The organism is Mammaliicoccus sp. P-M58, assembly GCF_022386165.1.
Lineage (GTDB): Bacteria > Bacillota > Bacilli > Staphylococcales > Staphylococcaceae > Mammaliicoccus > Mammaliicoccus sciuri.
Window position 1 is genome coordinate 222,016 of sequence record NZ_JAJNJI010000002.1, and the last position, 23,326, is coordinate 245,341.

Consider the following 23,326-nt stretch of genomic DNA (forward strand, 5'->3'; position numbering starts at 1 on the left):
ATAGGTTTTAAATGAAGGAGGTATATTGTATGAGAATTGACGATGTTTCCAAAACTTTAAACATTACTAAATCACAAATTAGGTATTATGAAAAAGTAGGTTTACTAAAGATTCCGAGAGATGCGAATCAATATCGTTACTTTGATGAACAAACGATGATTGATCTCAAAATGATTATGAACTTAAAGGCATTAAATATTGATTTAGAGGATATCAAATATATTATTCAACTATTTCATGAACCAGCTACAGAAGCATGTAACGTTACTTCTATGGACTATATCAATAAAGTTATTGAAGAAAAAGAAGAAGAATTAAATAACCAAATATTTATCCTTAATAAACTAAAGAACATTCATGACTTATCTAAAAATAATCAGTATGCCTTAAATAAAGAATTGATATTAAATGAGCTCAATCAAAGGAGAGGATCTAATGATTAGTGTCATTTATGGTGGTAATCAATCTGGGGTATGTTTTAAAGTGTATGAATCTATTATAAAGAATATTCATCAAAGTAATCGTTATGTGTTTAATTTACAACAAATGAACTTACCTCTTATATTAGAGAATGGCTATCATTCAACAGTCATAGATGAACATCAAGAAATACTTAATAAACTAGAACAGTCTGATACATTAATATTTATATATCCACTTTATTGGTTTAATGTCACACCAATCATGAAAAGTTTTATAGATTTAGCATTTTGGCCTGAATATGCATTTAGCTTTAAGCAGAAGCGGTATTTCAGAAAAGGACTATGGAAAGATAAAAAAGCAATTATTGTATATACACAAGGCGGACCAGAAGTATTTCATAGAATGAAAAAAAGAATGGGATACCATGTACTCAAATATCCATTAAACCTATCAGGTATTTATACAATATCTACTTATCATATTGATAACTTAAATAGAAGTAGAAATAAGAATAAAACTATGGATAAAGTGATAGATGATATTACGAAGAAAGTAATGAAAAAGCTAGAAGAATAGTAAAAAAATAAACTGTGTAAGTAGAGAAGTTGCATACTACTTGCACAGTTTTTTTATGGATTAATATACGCTTGATATATTTAGGTGTATCTATATCAAGCGTATTAAATTTTTAATATACTAATAAATATATTAAAAAAAGAAGGGATGACATACTTTGCCTAAAATTAAATTAAAGTGGCTAGAGTTCGGAACACCTTTATTTATGATTACATACTTGAATTTCGCTATTTTTATTATGTATTTTTTAGATACAAAAATTTTAATTAGTCTTAATAAATTACTAAATGTAATTACAGGAAATCTTATTAATAAATTGTTTGGAAATATTGAATTGGATATGATTCATGGCCTTTATGCATTTTACACATATCTCATTATAGTAACTACCGTTATGTTTTGTATTTTGCTTTTTATGTTAGTTTTTACAAATTTTAAAGTGATTCATAGAGTGGAAGAGATTTTCGGGTGGTTGTTTATGTTGATAATTCACCAATTTAACATATTATTAATAATATTTATGATGTCTAATAGTACAAATTTATTTTCAATTTTTAATATGTTTAACATTATGGGATTCATAGCTTTTACTTTTATATTTTTTGTCAGTATTGATGTTAAAGAAGAAAAATATGATAGATAATTTTCAAGGTTTGATGACTTGTCATATAGAACTATAGTATGAAGTACATATATTTATTTTCGATTATAAGATGTAATTTTAAGGTTAGTAATTTATTAATGTCTTTAAAATATTTACTAGGAAATAGTCCAAAAAGCTATAAAGAATCCAAATACGAAGGCAAAACAGCCCAGCACAGCGAACTACACGAAAACAAACAAGTCGCGAATGAGATTGTAGAGTTTCTGTGGGGAAGGTAGGGAAATCTAGCGGTAAACGAAATATCCCAGTAGTTATACATTTGAAAAACGAAATAATTGGTAAATATATTCTATAATCTTAAAATTTACACCACATAAAATGAGTTATATATTATAATTAATTGTAATAGAAACAAAGGTAGGGGATGTTATGGTATACCAAAGTGAGTTTGCTCTAGAAAATGAAATGATGGAACAGTTAGAATCAAATGGCTATGAAACTGTAACGATTAGAAATGAACAACAATTATTGGATAATTTCCGTGCTATTCTCAATGAACGTCATGCTGATAAATTCAAAGATCAACCATTAACAGATAAAGAGTTTCAACGCTTATTGACGATGATTAATGGGAAAAGTATTTTTGAAAGTGCACGTATTCTACGCGATAAGTTGCCTTTAAAGCGTGATGATGAAACTGAAGAATATTTATCATTTTTAGATACAAAAAATTGGTGTAAAAACAAATTCCAAATTACAAATCAAGTGTCGGTAAACGATAAATATAAAGCAAGATATGATGTCACTATATTAGTGAATGGATTGCCACTAGTTCAAATTGAACTTAAGCGTCGTGGTGTCGATATTAATGAAGCATTTAACCAAGTTATGCGTTATCGTAAACAAAACTACACAGGACTATTTCGATATATACAATTATTCGTTATAAGTAATGGCGTAGAAACGCGTTATCTATCTAATAATGATGGTGATATATTAAAAAGCCATATGTTTTATTGGAGTGATAAAGATAACAAGCGTATTAATAATTTGAGTGACTTTACTAATTCATTTTTAAGACCATGCCAATTAGCTAAAATGATTTCACGCTATATGATAATTAATGAGACTGATCATATTCTCATGGCGATGCGTCCTTATCAAGTACATGCTGTTGAAGCATTGATCAATCAAGCGACTGAAACAAACAATAACGGTTATATTTGGCATACGACTGGAAGCGGTAAAACATTAACTTCGTTTAAGGCGAGTCAAATATTATCAGAACAAGATGATATCCAAAAAGTGATATTCCTAGTTGACCGTAAAGATTTAGACAGTCAGACAGAAGAAGAGTTTAATAAATTTGCTAAGGGTGCAGTAGATAAAACAAATAATACTTCGCAACTTGTTAGGCAGTTAAACGATAGAAGCTTACCGCTTATCGTTACTACTATACAAAAAATGTCGAAAGCGATTCAAAGTAACCCGAAAGCATTAGAACAATATAAGACTAATAAAGTCGTATTTATTATTGATGAGTGTCATCGTAGTCAATTTGGTGATATGCACCGTATTGTTCGCCAACATTTCAATAATGCTCAGTACTTTGGCTTTACAGGAACACCTCGCTTTGAAGAAAATAAAAGTCAAGATGGTAGAAGTACGGCAGATATCTTCGGTAGATGTTTACACACTTATTTAATTAAAAATGCCATTCATGACGGTAATGTATTAGGCTTTTCAGTGGATTATATTAATACAATAAAAACAAAAAATATAGATCTAGATTCAGAGGAATTGGTTGAAGGTATCAATAAGGATGAAGTATGGCTGGCAGATGATCGAATTAGACTCATCGCAAGATATATAGTTGAAAATCATGATAAATATACTAGAAATAGACAGTATTCAGCAATCTTAACTGTTCAAAGTATCCCAGCACTTATTAAATTTTATAATGTGTTTAAAGAGATTAGTAAAGATTATGATAAACCGCTTAATATCGCAGGTGTATATTCGTATTCACCAAATGAAGAAAGTACAGAAGGTAATGTAAAGGAAAAACATTCTAGAGATTCATTAGATGAAATAATAGCGGACTACAATGCAACATTTGGTACAAACTTTTCAACAGATACGTTCCAAGGGTATTTCAATCATATTTCAAATAGTGTTAAAAAGGGTGTTAAAGATAGCAAAATAGACGTCCTAATCGTTGTGAATATGTTCTTAACTGGATTTGATAGTAAAGTGTTGAACACTTTATATGTAGATAGAAACTTAAAACACCATGACTTAATTCAAGCCTACTCAAGAACTAATCGAGTGGAAAAAGAAACAAAACCATTCGGGAAAATTGTTAATTATCGTAATTTGAAACGCCAAACAGATGAGGCGTTAAAGCTATTCTCTCAAACAGAGGATACAGATCGTATATTAATGAGAAGTTATGAAGAGTATTTATCTGAGTTTGTAGATGCGTTAGCTGAATTGAAAACAATCGCTCAAAATCCAGAAGATATGGATAATGTCTTTGATGAAAATGATAAAAAATCATTTGTCGAAGCGTTCCGCCTCGTTTCTAAATTAGTGCTAAGACTGAAAACTTTCGAAGAATTCAACTTTACGAATGAAAATATAGGTATGGGTGAACAAGAGTTTGAAGACTACAAGAGTAAATACTTCGCGATATACGATGAAGTTAAGAATAAACACGGCGAAAATGAAAAAGTAACGATATTAAATGATATAGATTTTGAAATAGAGATTCTGCGTAATGACTTAATTAATGTTTCGTATATCATGGAACTCGTACGTAAGATCGATTTGAAAGACAAAGAAGAACAACAACGAAATCGTGAACAAATTAGACGTATATTAGACAATGCAGACGACCCAACGCTTCGACTTAAACGTGATTTAATACGTGAGTTTATAGATGAAGTAGTGCCTAAGTTATCTGAAGAAGATGATATAGATGAAGTTTATCTCAAGTTTGAAAATGCGAAACGGGAAGAAGAGTTTAAAAAGTTTGCTCATCAACAAGCAGTAGATGAAGAAATACTTAAGGCAATTACGGGAGAGTTTGAATTTAGTGGTATCGTTAATCAAGATGAATTAAAGGACCTTGTCGGAGATAAGAAACTTAGAGAAAAACGACAAACTAAAAAAGCAATTGCATCATTTATTGAAGAAGTGACATCAAAATATAGTTTTTAGATAGTAATTAAAACCTTTGTAATAGTATATTACAGAGGTTTTGATATGCTTTTACAAACTCAAATAAGTAAAATAAAACTAAAATGTACCAAATTAATGGAGGAAATAAAATGTCAATTACAGAAAAGCAACGCCAACAGCAAGCAGAATTACATAAACGTTTATGGTCTATAGCAAATGATTTAAGAGGAAATATGGATGCAAGTGAATTCCGTAATTACATACTAGGATTAATCTTCTATCGCTTTCTATCAGAAAAAGCAGAATCAGAAGTTGCTGAAGCATTATCTGGTGAAGATCTAACATATGAAGAAGCATGGGAAGATGAAGAATATCGTGAAGATTTAAAAGCAGAACTTTTAGAAAATGTTGGTTATTACATAGAGCCAAAAGACTTGTTTGGCAATATGGTTAAAGAAATTGAAAACCAAAGATTTGATATTGAACATTTAGCACAAGCAATTAGAAAAGTAGAAACATCTACACTTGGAGAAGAAAGTGAAGAAGACTTTATTGGACTATTCAGTGATATGGATTTAAGTTCTACAAGATTAGGTAATACAGTTAAAGACCGAACGGCTTTATTAAGTAAAGTAATGGTTAATTTAGAAGATTTACCGTTCTTACATAGTGATATGGAAATAGATATGTTAGGTGATGCTTATGAATTCTTAATTGGACGATTTGCTGCAAACGCTGGTAAGAAAGCAGGAGAGTTCTATACACCTCAACAAGTTTCAAAAATCTTATCTAAAATCGTAACATTAGGCAAAGATAAACTAAGAAATGTATATGATCCAACATGTGGTTCAGGTTCATTACTATTACGTGTAGGTAAAGAAACAACAGTATATCGTTACTATGGTCAAGAAAGAAACAATACGACATATAACTTAGCTAGAATGAACATGTTACTACATGACGTACGCTTTGAGAACTTTGATATTCATAACGGTGACACTTTAGAAGCTCCAGCATTCTTAGATGAGAAATTCGATGCAGTAGTAGCAAACCCACCATACAGTGCAAAATGGAGTGCGGATAGTAAATTTGACGATGACGAAAGATTTAGTAATTACGGTAAACTAGCACCTAAATCAAAAGCAGACTTCGCCTTTATTCAACATATGGTGCACTATTTAGACGATGAAGGAACAATGGCAGTAGTCTTACCGCATGGTGTCTTATTCCGTGGCGCAGCAGAAGGTGTCATACGTAAGTACTTAATCGAAGAGAAGAACTATCTAGACGCAGTAATCGGTTTACCAGCAAACATCTTCTACGGAACAAGTATACCAACATGTATTCTAGTATTTAAAAAATGCCGTAAATTAGATCAAGATGTGTTGTTTATAGATGCATCAAATGAGTTTGAAAAAGGTAAAAATCAAAACAACCTAACAGACGAACACGTAGAAAAAATCATCAATACTTATACAAATAGAGAAGCAATAGATAAATATAGTCATACAGCAAGCCTAGAAGCAATAGCAGAAAATGACTATAACCTTAACATACCAAGATATGTCGATACATTTGAAGAAGAAGAACCAGTAGACTTAGAACAAGTACAATCAGATTTGAAAACGATAGAAGCGGAAATAAAAGAAGTAGAACAAGAAATAGAAAGCTACTTAAAAGAATTAGGAGTGGTGACACATGACTAATCAAGAAAAGAAAGTACCAGAATTGAGATTCCCAGAGTTTGATGGGGAGTGGGAAGAGAAGAAATTGAATCAAATTGTAAAATTTTCAAAAGGAAAATTATTGGGTAAGAAAGATTTGGACGAGAGTGGAGAAAACTATTGTATTCTATATGGTGAACTTTATACAAAATACGGCTTTTTTATAAATGAAGTTAAAAGTAAAACAAACGTTAACATAGAAAAATTAGTGAAAGGAGAAAATAACCAAGTTTTACTTCCATCATCCGGTGAAACTGCTGAAGATATTGCCACAGCATCATCTCTAAATGTAAAGGATGATGTCTATATAGGTGGAGATTTAAACATACTAACACCTATAAATAAAGATGGTAATTTTATTTCATTATCAATGAACGGAATAAATAAGTGGAAAATAGCTAAATTGTCTCAAGGAAAAACCGTAGTTCACTTGTATAATGAACATCTAAAAACATTAAATTTAAATATACCTGTCTCTAGAGAAGAACAAAAAAAAATAAGTGGATTTTTCGGCAAACTTGACCGACAAATTGAATTAGAGGAACAAAAGTTAGCGAAATTAGAAGAACAGAAAAAGGGATATATGCAAAAGATTTTCTCACAAGAACTGCGTTTTAAAGATGAGAATGGAAATGAGTATCCGGAGTGGGAAGAGAAAAACTTCTTGGATATATTCAAAGTTGTACCTAGTAAAAGTAATCAGATAAAATCCTCTGAAGTAATGATAAATGGTAATATTCCCGTTGTTGATCAGGGAAAAAACAAATTTTTAGGATATTCAAATCAAATGAGTAAAAGAATTGAAAATTATAATGATTTAATTGTTTATGGAGACCATACAACCGTAATTAAGAAAATTGATGAACCATTTATTATTGGAGGAGATGGTGTTAAATTATTAACAAGTAAAGACGGCAGTTTAGTTCAGTATCTTTTTGTGTTGTTACAATATTTTAATGTTATTCCAGAAGGTTATAAAAGACATTTTAGTATTTTAAAAACAAAAAGCATGAAATTTTCAAGCTCTAAAAAAGAACAAGAAAAAATCGGTGAATTCTTTAAAAAAATCGATAACATTATTGATAAACAATCCAATAAAGTTGAATCTTTAAAAGAACGTAAACAAGGGCTCTTACAAAAAATGTTTGTGTAAATATGTATATAAAAATATTATTTAAACAAGCCATTTTTTAGAAGTAAATTATTTTGAGTAATTATAAGGAGAGGGTTTATGGTAACTAAAAAACAACATTATTATCCAAGGTGCTTATTAAAACATTTTGCTAATGAGCAAGATAAGGTTCATGTTTATATAAATCAGTCTAATAAAGAATGTGAAATGAGTTATAGTAAAGTTTGCGCTAAAAATAATTCATATGAAAGTGATGAAGTAATTGATAATATTTTAGAAAGTAAATTAGGTGATTATGAATCGCAGATGGGATCTATTATTGATGACATATTGAAGAATATTTTGTCCGATGAAGTATATATTTCGGAAGAACAACAGGATTTCATATATAAATATATGTGGTTACAATATATCAGAACGGATTCTGGTAGAATTAAATATATTGATATGATTGAAAATATTAATTCATATATTCCAAGAACACGTCCGATTGAATTAGAAGAAATAAAAAATAATAGAGATAAAATAATAAAATTCAACTGGTTATTTAAACAAGAAGGTGTGCTAGAGGATCTTTTAGAACGAATTGCTAAGCCGTCTACAATGACTTTCCATATTGCAATAAGTGAAGGAAATCTGTTAACAAGTGATAACCCAATAATTGGTACTAATGAGTGGAAACAAATGATCCTACCAATTTCTCCATACTTATGTATTGAATTTCAAGAAGATTCTATTAACGTTTCTAAAGACTTGGTGGTAATGTTAGCGCCTGAAAAGACTAGGTATTTAAATGAAGCAACTATTAATACAGCAAATTATTATGTTATTTCTAATAAACCATTCAATATACTACAAACTCATTATATATATAATCGTTTCAAAAATGAAAACTGGGATTTTAGATATCCACATATGCAAACAAAGCAAATTATTGATAAAAATTAAATTCAACTTTTAAAATTCAGCCCTCTTAATTTATTAGGAGGGTTTTTGTCTTTGTGCTTTCAAACGTGTGATATACTTTGTGTGTTGAAATATAGAGTATCTATAGAGAGGGTGATTAAGTATGGATTTCACAGAAGTAGAAGTTATCGAACAGCTTGTAAAGGCATATAAAGAAGCAGGGAAGCCTACTTACCCTCATGAAAATTTATATCGAGGACGTAATCATAGTATATCAGGTATTGGAGAAGACTTGCTCGGTGCTTATTTGATTAGTAGATTGGAAGGTGTCCGAATCTTTATTGATCAGCCTTTATCTATGATTGATAAATCTTTAAGTACAAGATATCCGGATTTATTGATTTGTGAAGATAATGAAATTAAAAATATACTCGAAGTTAAAATGGATTTAGGATATCAAAGGAAAGATTTTATAAATTATTGCCAAAAGAAAGAAGAGTGGATTTCAAATATTGTAGGAAAACAGTGTGTATTGTCTAGAAAGAGAGAAGACAGAATTCCTATGAATATAGCTGATGATATTAAATTTCATATCGTGATTTACAGTGAAAACAATGGGCCGAAGCGGTTTGATGAAGAAATCATGCCTATCGTTAATGAAACATGTCCACATATTGAAGTATATGTCTTAACAAGTGGGCAGCACCCTAATTTAGCAGATGTTGATCTAGAAGGTATTAACATTAATAAAGATGAATTTGAAAGACTCGTAAATGCGTTATAAAAATAGAGATTTTTAAAATTTAAAATATAATAATGAGAATGTGTCGGGTCACCTTAACCATTATAATAAAAGTCCTTTTAATTAATAATTTTCACATTTACTAAGATTTATTGAATGATATTTCATGCAGTTTAATTTCTGTATCAAAGATATAAGTTAGTAAATAAAACTCATTGTCATTTATGATATAATAATAGTATTAAATTAAGGTATTTATTAATGTTAATTTACAATGTCTAAAAAAGGACAATTATTTATTTATATTACTTAAATTGTCCATTCTAGAGACATTAAAAGTGGTTCTGAAATATTGTTGTTATAGGCTTTTTATACATGTTTAATCGAATATAACTCCGTAAAAAAGGGGACGAGAACTCAAAGTCACAATTATATACAACATATAATCGAATATACCCCCGTAAAAAAGGGGACGAGAACTGTTCAAATGGTGTAATACTAAACGCTGCAATGATAAAATCGAATATAGCCCGTAAAAAAGGGGACGAGAGCTTGTAAAAGTGTTCTATTTGAGCTTATGCGTTTTTGAATCGAATATAACCCCGTAAATAATGGGACGAGAACTCAGATAATCCAATAATATGTTTCTGGTATTCACCAATCGAATATATCCCCGAAAATAAGGGGACGAGAACTGTGTTCTAGCTTTCACACTATTTCAAAGGTCAAACAATCGAATATAACCCCGAAAATAAGGGGACGAGAACTATCCTTTTCATCTCCTATTTATAAAAAAATAAATAAATCGAATATAACCCCGTAAATAAGGGAACGAGAACTTTATTCATAATTAACATCTCCTAATATTGTATTGTAATCGAATATACCCCCGTAAATAAGGGGTCGAGAACAAAACTTCCAATTGCTCCGATATATTCAATTCATAATTGAATATATCTACAAAGAAAATGGAGGGATTTATAATTTGATATTACGTATAGTTCGTTCATCGAACATGAAAATCTAAGAATATACTCTTTTGGTTGCATAGGTATTTGTAACTTGTTATGAGGATTGGTATTTAGTAAAGTAGAAGTAATTTATTATAAGGATAGTTATTATTTGTATCCATTGTTTGTTGATTTAAAATGAGGTTTACTTTGAAAAAGACTCTAATCTAACTGATGGAAATAAAAACACTATGATTGTAAAATGGATCAGTTAGTCGTAAATAAAAAAAGAACGAGAACAGGTAACTAATTGAATGTTTAGGTATTATTAAGTTAATCGAATATACCCCCGAAAATAAGGGGACGAGAACAATGTTTTTGATATTCCTTTTCGCTATCTGTCATGAAATCGAATATATCCCCGTAAAAAAGGGGACGAGAACTCAACCTCTCTTTGGATTGTGTTTCTAGCGTTTCTGAATCGAATATATCCCCGTAAATAAGGGGACGAGAACAAGAATTCGTTTATATGGCGTGCCGTTGTTTGTGAATCGAATATAACCCCGCAAATAAGGGGGCGAGAACAGATATTCGCCGTCGTATTCACCGTAAAAATTATGAATCGAATATAACCCCGTAAAAAAGGGGACGAGACCCCTTCAACTAGAAACTCTATTCCGTTTTTATCCCAATCGAATATAACCCCGTAAATAAGGGGGCGAGAGCTGTGTTCTTGTTGAGTAAATATCTTGTAGCTTTCAATCGAACATAACTCCTGTAAAAAAGGGGACGAGAACCTTGTAAGCACCGTGACGGCACCGTTTGGGTGTGAATCGAAAATAACCCCGTAAAAAAGGGGACGAGGACTGAAAACTTGTACCACCATATCTTTTACAATCATAATCGAATAAAACCCCATAAATAAGGGAGACGAGAATGCGTATAGGTCATTAAATCGCTCGTTCATGTCGTAATCGAAAACACCCCATAAAAGGGGACGAGAACTACTTACTTCTTGGTACTGGTTTAGTTTCTGCTTTCTAATCGAACATGCCCCAATAAAACAGGCGACGAGAACAAAACTTCCAATTGCTCCGATTTATCCAATTGATAATCGAATATAGCTACAAAGAAAATGGAGGGATTTATAAGTAGATATTACGTATAGTTCGTTCATCGAACATGAAAATCTAAGAATATACTCTTTTGGTTGCATAGGTATTTGTAACTTGTTATGGGGATTGGTATTTAGTAAAGTAGAAGTAATTTATTATGAGGATAGTTATTATTTGTAAACATTATTTGTTGATTTAAAATGAGGTTTACCTTGAAAAAGACTCTAATCTAACTGATGGAAATAAAAGCACAATGATTGAAAAATGGATCAGCTAGTAGTAAATAAAAAAGGGACGAGAACAGTAATTCCCTACACAACATTATATTTTATCTTTCAATCGAATATACCCCTGTAAATAAGGGGACGAGAACACAATAAAAGGCGTAAAGCTATTTACTATATATCTAAATCGAATATACCCCCGTAAAAAAGGGGACGAGAACGTTCATTAATTCGTCAATCAGATTAAATTGCTTATCAATCGAATATAACCCCGTAAAAAGGGAACGAGAACAAAACTTCCAATTGCTCCGATTTATCCAATTGATAATCGAATATAGCTACAAAGAAAATGGAGGGATTTATAAGTAGATATTACGTATAGTCCGTTCATTGAATATGAAAATCTAAGAATATACTCTTTTGGTTGCATAGGTATTGCTAACTTGTTAAAGAGATTTTTATTTAGTAAAGTAAAAGTAATTTCATAAAAGACAGCTATTATTTGGGCACATTGATTATTGATTGAAAAATGAGGGGATTTAGAAAAGTATTGAATCTAACTAGTGAAGATAAAACAGTATGATTCTAATTTTGATCAGCTGGTCATAAATAATAAGTGACAAGAATTTAGCTACATTATCTACAATGTTCTTACGTATGAAAATCGATTAAAACTCCGTAAAAAAGGGGACGAGAACTTCTGCTTCTATTATGTTCATTTTCAAGTTATAACAAATCGAATAAAACCCCGTAAAAAAAGGGGACGAGAATTCAGACGGGCTGTAACCACCGTATAATGCCATATTGAATCGAATATACCCCCGTAAAAAAGGGGACGAGAACACCCAAAACATTAATGAATGTTCAATCGGTGTAATAAATCGAATATACCCTCGTAAACAAGGGAACGAGAACAAAATTTCCAATTGCTCCGATTTATCTAATTGATAATCGAATATAACCCCGTAAAAAAGGGGACGAGAACGTTCATTAATTCGTCAATCAGATTAAATTGCTTATCAATCGAAAATAACCCCGTAAAAAGGGGACGAGAACTAGTTCTTATCACGGGCGTTTATTTCAATTTCCAATCTAATATACCCCCCGTAAAAAAAGGGGACGAGAACTATTTTTATTCAAGTTATTGTTCGCTACGATTAGTAATCTAAAATACCCCCGTAAATAAGGGGAAGAGAACTTCATTTTTATCAATTCCTTTTCGGTTTATTTTTAATCGAATATACCCCCGTAAATAAGAGGACGAGAACTTTATTGATATAAAACATGTATGATAGTTTAGCTAATCGAATATAACTCCGTAAAAAAGGGGACGAGAACATTAGTCTTGTGTTATCTTCATTGTAAATTTTCATTAATCGAATATACCCCCGTAAATAAGGGGACGAGAACCCAGTAACGCCTTCTCTATTTAATCTATTTTTATGATCGAATATACCCCGTAAAAAAGGGGACGAGAACGTGATTTCTTCATCAATTTCTACTGTGAAAGTATCAAATCGAATAGAACCCCGAAAATAAGGGGACAAGAACCCATCAAATTCAAATTCTTGTATTTCAGTTTCAAGAATCGAATATAACCCCGTAAATAAGGGAACAAGAACTAATACTTCCGTTTCATTCATGCGCTCGCATTTGTCAATCGAATATATCCCCGTAAAAAAGGGGACGAGAATGCGTATAGGTCATTAAATCGCTCGTCCATGTCGTAATCGAAAACACCCCATAAAAGGGGACGAAATTTAGTCAAAAGTTTTGTGATTGTTATAAATAAAGTGATAATGCAAGCAAATTTTTCTGAATTTACAGCTAATTCATGTATATTTTGTTGTAAAAATTTAAGATTTAACTTATTCTTTAGTAGAGTAATCAATCGCAATTAGTATTGTTATGTATTATATTTTTCTAACATCAATATTAGTTTTTAATCTGTTTACTATTTAAAGTGCAAAGTATGTATATTTTTAATGAAAGTACTTAATTAATATTCAGAATAATAAGCTAAAGAAGCTAGGACGCATTTGAGGAAACAACCTCAATTGCTATTTTTATAATGGGAGGAAGTTATGGATAAAAAAACAGCTCTAATGTATGGTTCTTTATTACATGATATAGGAAAGATTGTATATCGTAGCAACGAACATCCTTTTGCAAGAGGTACACATTCAAAATTAGGCTATCAATTTTTAAAACAATTTGATGGATTTAATCAAAAGGACATTATTGAAAGTGTTGCATATCATCATTATAAAGAATTGTTTCATGTCAATATTGCGGATGATAGCAATGCTTTTATTACATATATAGCAGATAACATTGCCAGTGGTATAGATCGTAGAGATGCTATCGAAGAAGGTACAACTGAATATGAAGAGAAAAGTTTTAACTTTGATAGATATACGCCATTATATAGTGTGTTCAATATTGTAAATGAAGATAAAAAAGGTAGAACTAATGGAAAATTTAAATTTAATATAAATACTAATGTTGAGTATCCAGCTGAAGATAACGTCCGATATACAAGTGGACAGTATACATCATTGTTAAAAAATATGAATGAAGATTTAGCAAATAAACTTAAAGCGAATCATCATCATTTCCCTTCTTTATTACAATGGACAGAAAGTTTATGGCAATTTGTACCAAGTTCTACAAATAAAAACGAACTTATAGATATATCACTTTATGATCATAGTAGAATTACCTGTGCTATTGCTACATGTATTTATGATTATTTAAATGAGCAGAATATTGATAATTACAAGCAAGCATTATTTTCAAATTATAATAATACTAAAGAATTTTATGGAAAAGAAGCATTTTTATTGTTGAGTATGGATATGAGTGGTATTCAAGATTTTATTTATAATATTAGTGGTTCTAAAGCATTAAAGAGCTTGCGTTCAAGAAGTTTTTATTTAGAGTTAATGCTAGAAATTATTGTTGATAAGTTTATTGAAGATATTCATGTAAGTCGTGCAAATCTTCTATATACAGGTGGAGGTCATGCACATTTACTTATTCCAAATACGGAATATGTGAAGCATAAATTAAATGAATTTAATTCTGAACTAAAAGAATGGTTTATTCAGGAGTTTAAGACAGACTTATCTGTTTCAATTGCATATGAATCATGTAGTGGTGATGATTTAATGAATACGAATGGTACTTATAGAGATATTTGGCGTAACCTTAGCAGTAAACTCTCTGATATGAAATCTCACAAATATAATGCTGAAGAAATTATACGAATGAATCAAACTCGTTCTAATGGTGAAAGAGAGTGTAAAGAATGCTTGAGAAGTGATGTTGAAATTAGTAATGATGGTTTATGTTCTACATGTGAAGGAATTATAAATATTTCAAATGACTTGAGAGATAAATCATTTTTTATCGTTTCAAAATCCGGAAAACTAAAAATGCCATTTAATAAATATATTTCTGTTATTGATTATGGTGAGGCTGAGTATAAAGCAAAACAAATGGATGAGATTCAAATATATAGTAAAAATGAGCCATACATTGGTGTAGGAATTTCTACTAATCTTTGGATGTGTGATTACGATTTTGCAAGTAAAAATGTTGAAACACGTGAGATGGGTATTGGTAGCTATATTCAGCGTGAAGAAGGCATTCAAAGACTGGGTGTAGTGAGAGCTGATATAGATAATTTAGGAGCAACATTTATATCCGGAATATCAGATAAGTATAATTCAATATCAAGAACAGCTACTTTATCACGACAACTGTCACTGTTTTTTAAATTTGAACTTAATAATATATTAGATAATTATCAAATTACAGCTATATACTCTGGTGGAGATGATTTGTTCTTAATAGGTTCTTGGGATGATATTATCGATGCGAGTATTAAAATTAGTAATCGTTTTAAATCATTTACATTAGGAAAATTAACACTTTCAGCAGGAGTAGGCATGTTTCCATCTAAATATCCTATATCAAAGATGGCTTTTGAAACAGGTATCCTAGAAGAATTCGCGAAGACAGGGGATAAGAATCAAATTGCTTTATGGAGAGATGATAAGGTAATGACTTGGAGAGAATTAGAAGATGAAGTGCTTGATGAAAAATTATCTATTCTTAAAAAAGGATTCTTAGAAACAGATGATCATGGAAAGGCATTTATCTATAAAATATTATCTTTATTACGACATGATGAAAAAATAAATATAGCTAGATTGGCATACCTTCTAGCAAGAAGTAATATGTCAGGGGAATTTACTTCGAAAATATTTGAATGGTCGCAAAATGGAGAAGATAAACAACAATTAATTACTGCATTAGAATTTTATGTTTATCAAATAAGGGAGGCTAATTAACTTGGAATTAATAAAAACTAAAGATGGCACAACGGTAAATCTTAATTTTGCACAAAAAATTGTTGAAAAGAACTTGAAACCAAACCAAAACAAGAGATCTTATGAAAAGTACTCTCTATTTAATGGACTATCTACAAGTAAGTTGCGCAATTTAATGGAACAAGTAAATCGTTTATATACTATTGCGTTTAATTTGAATGAAGAGGAATTACCAGAATCTTTTATAGATGAACTAGAGTACTTAAAGGTTAAGTTCTATTATGAGGCAGGTAGAGAAAAATCAGTTAATAAATTTATAGATGAAACATACATGCTTGAGATTATAGACAAAATTATTGAAAAGAGATCTAAAAAATATTTTCTTGATTACTGTAAATATTTCGAAGCTCTAGTAGCATTTTCAAAATACTATAAAAAGGAGGATGAAAAATAATATGTATTCTAAATTAAAAATTACTGGAAAAATAGAAGTTGTAACTGGCCTACATATAGGTGGCGGTGGTGAATCAAGTATGATAGGTGCAATTGATTCACCAGTTGTGAGAGATTTACAGACTAAAATGCCTATTATTCCTGGTAGCTCAATAAAAGGGAAAATGAGAACATTATTGGCCAAAAAATATGGTTTAAAATTAAGTCAAGAAAGTCACAATGATGATGTTGATGAAGTATTACGTCTATTTGGATCCAGTAAAAAAGGAAATATAAAGAGAGCGAGATTACAGATATCAGATGCTTTTTATTCAGAAGATACGAAGTCATATTTCCAAAAGAATGACATTTCATTTACTGAAACGAAGTTTGAAAATACAATTAATAGATTAACTGCAGTAGCTAACCCTAGACAAATTGAACGTGTTACGAGAGGTTCGGAGTTTGACTTTACATTTATATATAATGTTGAAGATGAATCGGAAATTGAGTCTGACTTTCAAAATATTAAAGATGCTATCCACTTACTTGAAAATGATTATCTTGGTGGTGGTGGTACGCGCGGTAATGGACGTGTTCTATTTAAAGATGTGAAAGTTGAAACGGTAGTAGGTAATTATGATAGTTCAAATTTAAATATTAAGTAGGTGAGCACAATGCCAACAAAAATTTATAAACTAAATTTTAAAGATGCAGTTCATTTTGGTAAGAAAAGATTATCTGATAGTGAGATGACGATTGCATCCGATACATTATTTAGTGCTTTATATATAGAGGCATTACAAATGAATATGCCAACAGATTGGTTATTAAATGAACTACTTATAAGCGATACATTTCCATTTGAACAAGAAATATTTTATTTACCAAAACCTTTAATCAAAATAACTTCTAGTGAAGAAGGTAATCATAAAGATTTTAAAAAATTAAAATATATACCTGCTTATCACTATAATGACTATATTCAAGGAAGATTAAGTGCAGAAGATGCTAAAGACTTAAATGAAATTTTTGAGTTAGGTAAATACTCATTACAAACGAAGGTATCTTTACAAGCGCAAATTGATGACCCTAACATAGATAGTGAGCCATATTCGGTTGGAACATTTAGATTTGAAGACCATGCGGGTTTATATTTTATTGCAAATGGCACACAACAGTCATTATCCTATCTTGAAGAAGTGTTGAATTCCTTACAATATTCTGGTTTGGGTGGAAAACGTTCGGCAGGATATGGGCGTTTTAGATATTCTTTAACTGATAATAAAGAGTTGCTATCATTGTTAGATATTAAAGGAAGTCAATATGTCCTTTTATCCACGGCAATGGCAAAAGATAGTGAAATAGAGAATGTTTGTACTGAAGCTAGATACATTCTGAAAAAACGTTCGGGGTTTGTTCAATCACAAAATTATGCAGATAATATAGTTAAGAAACGAGATTTTTATAGTTTTACACCTGGTTCAGTATTTAATAGGACTTTTGAAGGTGACATTTATAATGTAGGTGATAGTGGTAAACATCCAGTATACCGCTATGCGAAACCGTTATGGTTGGAGGTGTAGATAGGATAATGAACACTAAAACTTATACAGTATCGATAAAAATGATTGGTCCAGTTTTTATAGGTGGAGGAGAAACCTTAAAAAAGCAAAATTACATTTATGATTTTCATAAAAGTAAAGTCCATATGATAAATGGACCGAAATTTGTAAAATTTTTAAAAGCAAAAGGTCTTTTAAAGCAGTATCAAGAATTTCTCCGATATCCATCAAAAGCACCTCGAGAGCAAGGTTTAAAATATTTTTTAGATAAAAATATTCGTCAAAATGAATGGGGAAATTTTATAAGTCATACTGAACAAGTGCATCAAGGTAAACGAAGCGGCAACAATCAAGCGAAACCGCTTAATGATATTCAATTAATAGTCAGAGATGGACAAGGTAAAGTATATATACCTGGGAGTTCTTTAAAAGGTGCTTTAAGAACCATTCTAGAGTCAAATTTTTCTGGACCAAAGTTGGAATATAATAAAATAGTAGTAAGTGATTCTAAACCAATTGATGAAAAAAATTTAGCAATTTATGAAAAGATAGATATTAATAAACGTGATAAACCAATGCCTCTTTATAGAGAGTGTTTAGACATAGATACTGAAGTTGAGATGATACTTACTATTAAAGATAATGCTATATCTATAGAAGATATAGAAAAGAGTATTCGTCAGTTTTATAAAAACTATTTTGACAAATGGCTTTCAGGATTTAAGTCATCACCTGGTGGCAAAGAATTTGCCTTAAAAGGTGGTATACCAGAAAATATCAAGGAGCCAATTATTTACTTAGGTGGTGGTGTTGGGTTTGTTAGTAAAACAACACATTATCAAAATCATGATAAAGAAACCGCTAAAAAAGAAGCATTTAATGTTCTCAGAAATAAGTTTAGAAAAACTTATGGCAAGTTTAAATATATTCCTGATAATGTTCCAATTGCTTTAAAAGGAACTGTTAATCAAAGTAAAAATGAATGGTATCAGCAAGGAATGTGTACAATTACTTTTAATGAAATGATTAAGTAAATGGAGGTATTTAAATGAGTGTACTGTTTAGTCCAGTTGGAAATTCTGATCCATGGAGAAGTGGTAGAGATGGAGCTATGTTACATATTATAAGACATTACAAACCCAAAAAAGTCGTTTTATTCTTTACAGAAAGCTTATGGGAAGGTAATGATATTAGATATGGGCATAAAAATTATGATTGGGAAACAATTATTCATGCAGTATCTCCTAACACAGAAGTAAGTAAGATTATTAGAAAAATAGATAATGCTCAGGATTTTGATAGCTTTAAAGAAGAATTTCATTATTCTATTAATACTATTGAACAACAATACCCTGAAGAAGAGATACTATTAAATGTGACGAGTGGAACGCCTCAAATGGAAGCGACTCTTTGTTTGGAATATATTGTTTATCCAGATAGTAAAAAGTGTATACAGGTTTCAACACCAGAAAAAAGTAGTAATGCGAATTTAAGTTATGCTAATCCGCAAAACACTCTAGAACAATTAGAAAATGTGAATCATAATGAATCATTAAGTGAAGCACGATTTAAAGAAATAGAAATCATTAGTTTTAGAGAAGCTATGATTAGATCACAATTGTTAAGTTTGATAGATAATTATGACTATGAAGGTGCACTGAATTTAATAAACTTACAAAAATCATTTCGTAATAAAAGAAAACTTGTTCAAATTTTAGATGAAATTACACAAAATATTAAAACACATAAAGTATTTCCAGATATACAGAATAAATATAGTGATGAGACACAGGCAAAATTACTATTTCATTTTTTATTGCTACAAATGAGATATAATCGTGGTGATATTGCAGAGTTTTTAATTAGAGTAAAATCTATAGCTGAATATATCGCGGAATATCAACTCAATCAAAAACATCCAAATATTATTGAATATAAAAGAGGTATGCCAAAACTCAACAGTGAGGAATCTAGCTTTTTATTATTATTTAAAAGGCACATGAAAGAAAATAAAATGGAATTTAAGATAGATAATACACTAGGATTACCTGCATATGTACATATTTTTAAAGTTCTAGATCCAAACTCAACTTTTACAAGTGATTTAGACAAAATATTAAAAATAAATGGTTTACGAAACTCTGTTGCCCATCGATTAGAGGCTATCAATGTTACTGATAAATCAAACAAAAAAACTCTGAAAAACTCGATGAATTCGATAAAATCATTATTAGAAATTGTATTTCCGAATATCAATCAAGGAGACTATGATTACTTTGAAAATAAGAATGAAGAAATTAGGAATATAATATGATAACTAAGATAAAAATAGAATTAGACATACCTAAACCAATTCAAGCTAGGTATATGGGAAGCGTCTTACATGGTGCCCTTATGGAATACTTACCAAATGACGTTGCAGAGCAACTTCATCATAATTTTGCATACAGTCCTCTAAAACAAAGAATTTATTTAGAAGGTAATAAAAACATATGGGAAATTGTAAGCATATCAGAAGAATTAAGTAAAAATTTAATATATGTATTTAGTACAGAAAATACTTTTTACTTGAAACACTACCAAGAATCTATTAAATTAAATCAATTTAATGTTGAGAAATATAGTATAAATGAAATGATGGCATCATATTTAGGTGAAGAAGCACTTACGAAATTTATTAAAATAAAGATACTAACACCAATGTCATTTAAATCTAATCAAAGCTATATGATTTTTCCAGATATAAAAAAATTCTTCCGAAGCATAATGATACAGTTTGATGCGTTCTTTAATGAATATGATATGTACGATAGAGAAACATTAGAGTTTTTAGGTGAAAATGTCTTTATTGTTGATTATAGAATGAAAAGTTCTCGATTTAATTTAGAAAAAGTAAAAATCCCTTCTTTCTTAGGTGAATTTACTATCAAAGTTAATGGCCCAACACCATTTTTACAACTCATACACTTTTTGTTGGAATTTGGAGAGTTGTCAGGTGTAGGTATTAAGACGAGTTTAGGAATGGGAAAATATTCAATCATTAGAAATTAAGATATACAGCCTAAGGTTTCAAGACCTTAGGCTGCTTTTTATATCTTATTCCTACTTATCATTAAATTTTTCTAATACGACTTTAGCTGTTTCACTGATGACTTTGTCGTTTGGTTTGTCTGTCTTGCCTTCTTTGTTTGTGAATATAACTAGAACAATTGGTTTTGATTCACCTTTAGGGTATACGAAAGCTACATCATTTCTTGATGCGTAAGTGATTGCTTGTCCGCTCTTATCTGCAACTTTAAAGTTCTTTGGTGCACCTTTTTTGATTAAAGTATCTCCACTTTTGTTATTAATCATTAAATCGATTAAGAATGCTTTGTTTTCTTTTGATAAACGACCATCGTTGATGAGTTTATTGAGTGTTTTTCCGAAAGCTTTTGGTGTTGACGTATCTCTATTATTCTTTGGATCATAATTGTTTAATTCAGGTTCCATTCTAGAAGGTTTAGTAGTCTTATCATCTAATGACTTTAGCCTTTTATTAACTTCTTTATAGCCACCTAATTCTTCAATAATCATATTATTAGCAGTATTATCACTGTATAACATCGTTGCTTCTATTAATTTTTTGATTGTGATGTCTTTATTGATAAATTTTTCTAATACAGGCGAGTATGGCACAATGTCTTCTTTACTAACATGAACTTTTTTATTTAATTCATTGTGAGGTGTCTTTTCAAGTAACATCGCACTACTTACAGCTTTGAAAGTTGAAGCATAGGCAAATCTCTTATCTTCATTAAATGTAATTTCTTCATCAGTTGCAGTATTTAAAGCATAAACACCTATATTAGCATCATATTTATCTTCTACCTTCTTCAAATCTTGCGTTGTCGCATCAGCAGTACTACAGGCGCTGAGTAACAAAATAGATGCAATCATTATTATCAATTTCTTCATTACGTATACCTCCTTAGACTTGGTATATATACTATCATATTAATAATATGATTGTGTGAACAATCTTCTCTTTTGACTTACACATGCTATACGTGGTATATAATAATCATTGAAACGATTTGTTAAGGAGAGACGACATGGAAGACAAGACGATGGAGGTATTTAAGAGGGGTTCGAAGTTATTGAATATTCTTCAAGATGAGAAGCGCCAACAAATTCTTGTTCTATTATGTAGAGAAGAACAATTAACGGTTAATCAAATTACTGAACGACTTACGATTTCGCGTCCAGCTGTATCTCATCATTTGAAATTAATGTATGAAGTGGGCTTGTTGACTGTTGAGCAAATTGGATTGGAAAGATATTACCGTTCTGATTTAGATGATGCATTACTTTGGTTGAAAGAACTGACAGCTTCTTTAGAAGAAAATATTAAAAATAAAGAAAAAGCATAAAATTTTTTAATCAATATGTTTATATGTTTAAACCTATTGATATAAGAAACTAATAAATGATATAAGGAGTATTCGATATGCAAACAATTTTAGGAAGTAACGGACAAATAGGGCAAGAAATTGCTAAAGAAATATATAGAAATTATACGAAAGATATACGTTTAGTAGGTAGAAAGCCTAAGAAAATTCATGAGACAGACGAGTTAGTAGCTGCTGATTTAATGAAATACGAAGATACACTTAAAGCAGTAGAAGGTAGTGAAATAGTATATTTTGCTGTTGGGTTACCTGCAAATTCAGGAATGTGGGAAGAACGCTTTCCAGTGATTATGAGGAATGTCATTAAAGCATGCCAAGAAACGAATACGAAACTGGCATTCTTTGATAATACGTATATGTATGAGAAAAACGATAACGTACAGGTTGAAGACAGTCCATTTGTACCAGAAGGTCGTAAATCACAAGTACGTGCTGATATAGCTGAAATGCTGTTATCAGCTATGAAAGATCAATCTATTAATGCTGTTATTGGTCGAGCTCCTGAGTTCTACGGACCAGGATTGACGCAAAGCTTTACCAATTCATTAGTATTTAATCGTGTGAAAGCAGGTAAACGTGCATTAGTACCGGTTAATGTTTCTGTGTTACGTACACTTATATGGACACCTGATGCAAGTCGTGCCTTAGCATTGTTAGGTAATACACCTGATGCTTACGGTGAGACTTGGCATTTACCAACAGATGATAGTGTGTCTTATAAAGATATTTTGAAAAAAGCAGAGAAAGTCTTAAATAAGAAGATTAAGTATATGACAGTGCCAATGTGGGTATTTAAATTAGGTAGTCTATTTAACCAGCAAGTTAAAGAACTTACTGAATTATTACCAAGATATAAATATGATAACGTCTTTAAGTCCGATAAATTTAAAGAAAGATTTCCTGATTTTAAAGTGACAACTTATGAAGAAGGCATTAAAAACATCTTAAAAGGAGAATCGTAA

General features: G+C 30.5%; 18 protein-coding genes and 1 pseudogene. 18 read left to right on the forward strand and 1 reads right to left on the reverse strand.

What is annotated here, in order from left to right; translation table 11 throughout:
• Positions 1-29: 29 nt before the first annotated feature.
• From LQ694_RS03425 to cas6, 16 genes and pseudogenes are all read left to right on the forward strand, one after another.
• Positions 30-443 carry a MerR family transcriptional regulator gene (locus LQ694_RS03425; RefSeq protein WP_196968654.1) on the forward strand — a complete coding sequence of 138 codons (414 nt, stop codon included), beginning with the start codon at positions 30-32 and terminating at the stop codon, positions 441-443.
• The gene (locus LQ694_RS03430; protein WP_196968653.1) at positions 436-999 is read left to right on the forward strand and encodes an NAD(P)H-dependent oxidoreductase; all 564 of its coding nucleotides are present in this window, start codon (positions 436-438) and stop codon (positions 997-999) included. Before LQ694_RS03425 ends, LQ694_RS03430 begins: the two co-directional genes overlap by 8 nt.
• Positions 1,000-1,156: 157 nt before the next feature.
• A complete protein-coding gene (locus LQ694_RS03435; RefSeq protein ID WP_196968652.1) occupies positions 1,157-1,642 on the forward strand; it encodes a hypothetical protein in 486 nt (161 codons plus the stop codon).
• 101 nt (positions 1,643-1,743) lie between these two features.
• Positions 1,744-1,881: pseudogene (locus LQ694_RS03440) on the forward strand (alpha/beta hydrolase); the annotation flags it as partial.
• Positions 1,882-2,032: 151 nt separating this feature from the next.
• Entirely contained in the window at positions 2,033-4,825 is a 2,793-nt protein-coding gene (locus LQ694_RS03445) for a type I restriction endonuclease subunit R (RefSeq protein ID WP_196968650.1), read from the forward strand.
• 110 nt (positions 4,826-4,935) lie between these two features.
• Positions 4,936-6,492, forward strand: coding sequence for a type I restriction-modification system subunit M (locus tag LQ694_RS03450; protein WP_196968649.1), 1,557 nt, complete (start codon positions 4,936-4,938; stop codon positions 6,490-6,492).
• Positions 6,485-7,663, forward strand: a complete 1,179-nt coding sequence (locus LQ694_RS03455; protein WP_196968648.1) for a restriction endonuclease subunit S — start codon at positions 6,485-6,487, stop codon at positions 7,661-7,663. The genes LQ694_RS03450 and LQ694_RS03455 overlap by 8 nt, the downstream gene beginning before the upstream one ends.
• A 78-nt stretch (positions 7,664-7,741) precedes the next feature.
• Positions 7,742-8,590, forward strand: a complete 849-nt coding sequence (locus LQ694_RS03460; RefSeq protein ID WP_196968647.1) for a DUF4238 domain-containing protein — start codon at positions 7,742-7,744, stop codon at positions 8,588-8,590.
• Positions 8,591-8,711: 121 nt separating this feature from the next.
• Positions 8,712-9,332: a hypothetical protein gene (locus LQ694_RS03465; RefSeq protein WP_231493007.1), complete on the forward strand. Its 621-nt coding sequence runs from the start codon at positions 8,712-8,714 to the stop codon at positions 9,330-9,332.
• Between the two features lie 4,331 nt (positions 9,333-13,663).
• Positions 13,664-15,937, forward strand: coding sequence for a type III-A CRISPR-associated protein Cas10/Csm1 (gene cas10 / locus LQ694_RS03470; protein ID WP_196968727.1), 2,274 nt, complete (start codon positions 13,664-13,666; stop codon positions 15,935-15,937).
• A 1-nt stretch (position 15,938) separates the two neighbouring features.
• On the forward strand, positions 15,939-16,370 hold the full coding sequence (gene csm2, locus LQ694_RS03475; protein WP_196968726.1) for a type III-A CRISPR-associated protein Csm2: 432 nt from the start codon (positions 15,939-15,941) through the stop codon (positions 16,368-16,370).
• A gap of 1 nt (position 16,371) precedes the next feature.
• Complete coding sequence (gene csm3 / locus LQ694_RS03480; protein WP_196968725.1) at positions 16,372-17,016, forward strand: type III-A CRISPR-associated RAMP protein Csm3; 645 nt, start codon at positions 16,372-16,374, stop codon at positions 17,014-17,016.
• A gap of 9 nt (positions 17,017-17,025) precedes the next feature.
• Positions 17,026-17,934, forward strand: coding sequence for a type III-A CRISPR-associated RAMP protein Csm4 (csm4, locus tag LQ694_RS03485; RefSeq protein ID WP_196968724.1), 909 nt, complete (start codon positions 17,026-17,028; stop codon positions 17,932-17,934).
• A gap of 8 nt (positions 17,935-17,942) precedes the next feature.
• Entirely contained in the window at positions 17,943-18,947 is a 1,005-nt protein-coding gene (locus LQ694_RS03490; protein ID WP_196968723.1) for an RAMP superfamily CRISPR-associated protein, read from the forward strand.
• 14 nt (positions 18,948-18,961) lie between these two features.
• The gene (gene csm6 / locus LQ694_RS03495; RefSeq protein ID WP_196968722.1) at positions 18,962-20,227 is read left to right on the forward strand and encodes a type III-A CRISPR-associated CARF protein Csm6; all 1,266 of its coding nucleotides are present in this window, start codon (positions 18,962-18,964) and stop codon (positions 20,225-20,227) included.
• On the forward strand, positions 20,224-20,964 hold the full coding sequence (gene cas6, locus LQ694_RS03500) for a CRISPR-associated endoribonuclease Cas6 (protein ID WP_196968721.1): 741 nt from the start codon (positions 20,224-20,226) through the stop codon (positions 20,962-20,964). Before csm6 ends, cas6 begins: the two co-directional genes overlap by 4 nt.
• A 51-nt stretch (positions 20,965-21,015) precedes the next feature.
• Here the strand turns inward: cas6 and bla are convergent, their stop codons facing one another.
• The gene (bla, locus tag LQ694_RS03505) at positions 21,016-21,870 is read right to left on the reverse strand and encodes a BlaZ-like penicillin-hydrolyzing class A beta-lactamase (RefSeq protein ID WP_196968720.1); all 855 of its coding nucleotides are present in this window, start codon (positions 21,868-21,870) and stop codon (positions 21,016-21,018) included.
• Positions 21,871-22,007: 137 nt separating this feature from the next.
• On the opposite strand from bla, the gene LQ694_RS03510 reads away from it, so the two are divergent.
• Positions 22,008-22,325, forward strand: coding sequence for an ArsR/SmtB family transcription factor (locus LQ694_RS03510; protein ID WP_096791533.1), 318 nt, complete (start codon positions 22,008-22,010; stop codon positions 22,323-22,325).
• 77 nt (positions 22,326-22,402) lie between these two features.
• Positions 22,403-23,326 (forward strand): NAD-dependent epimerase/dehydratase family protein, encoded by a 924-nt coding sequence (locus LQ694_RS03515; protein ID WP_196968719.1) that lies wholly within the window; start codon positions 22,403-22,405, stop codon positions 23,324-23,326.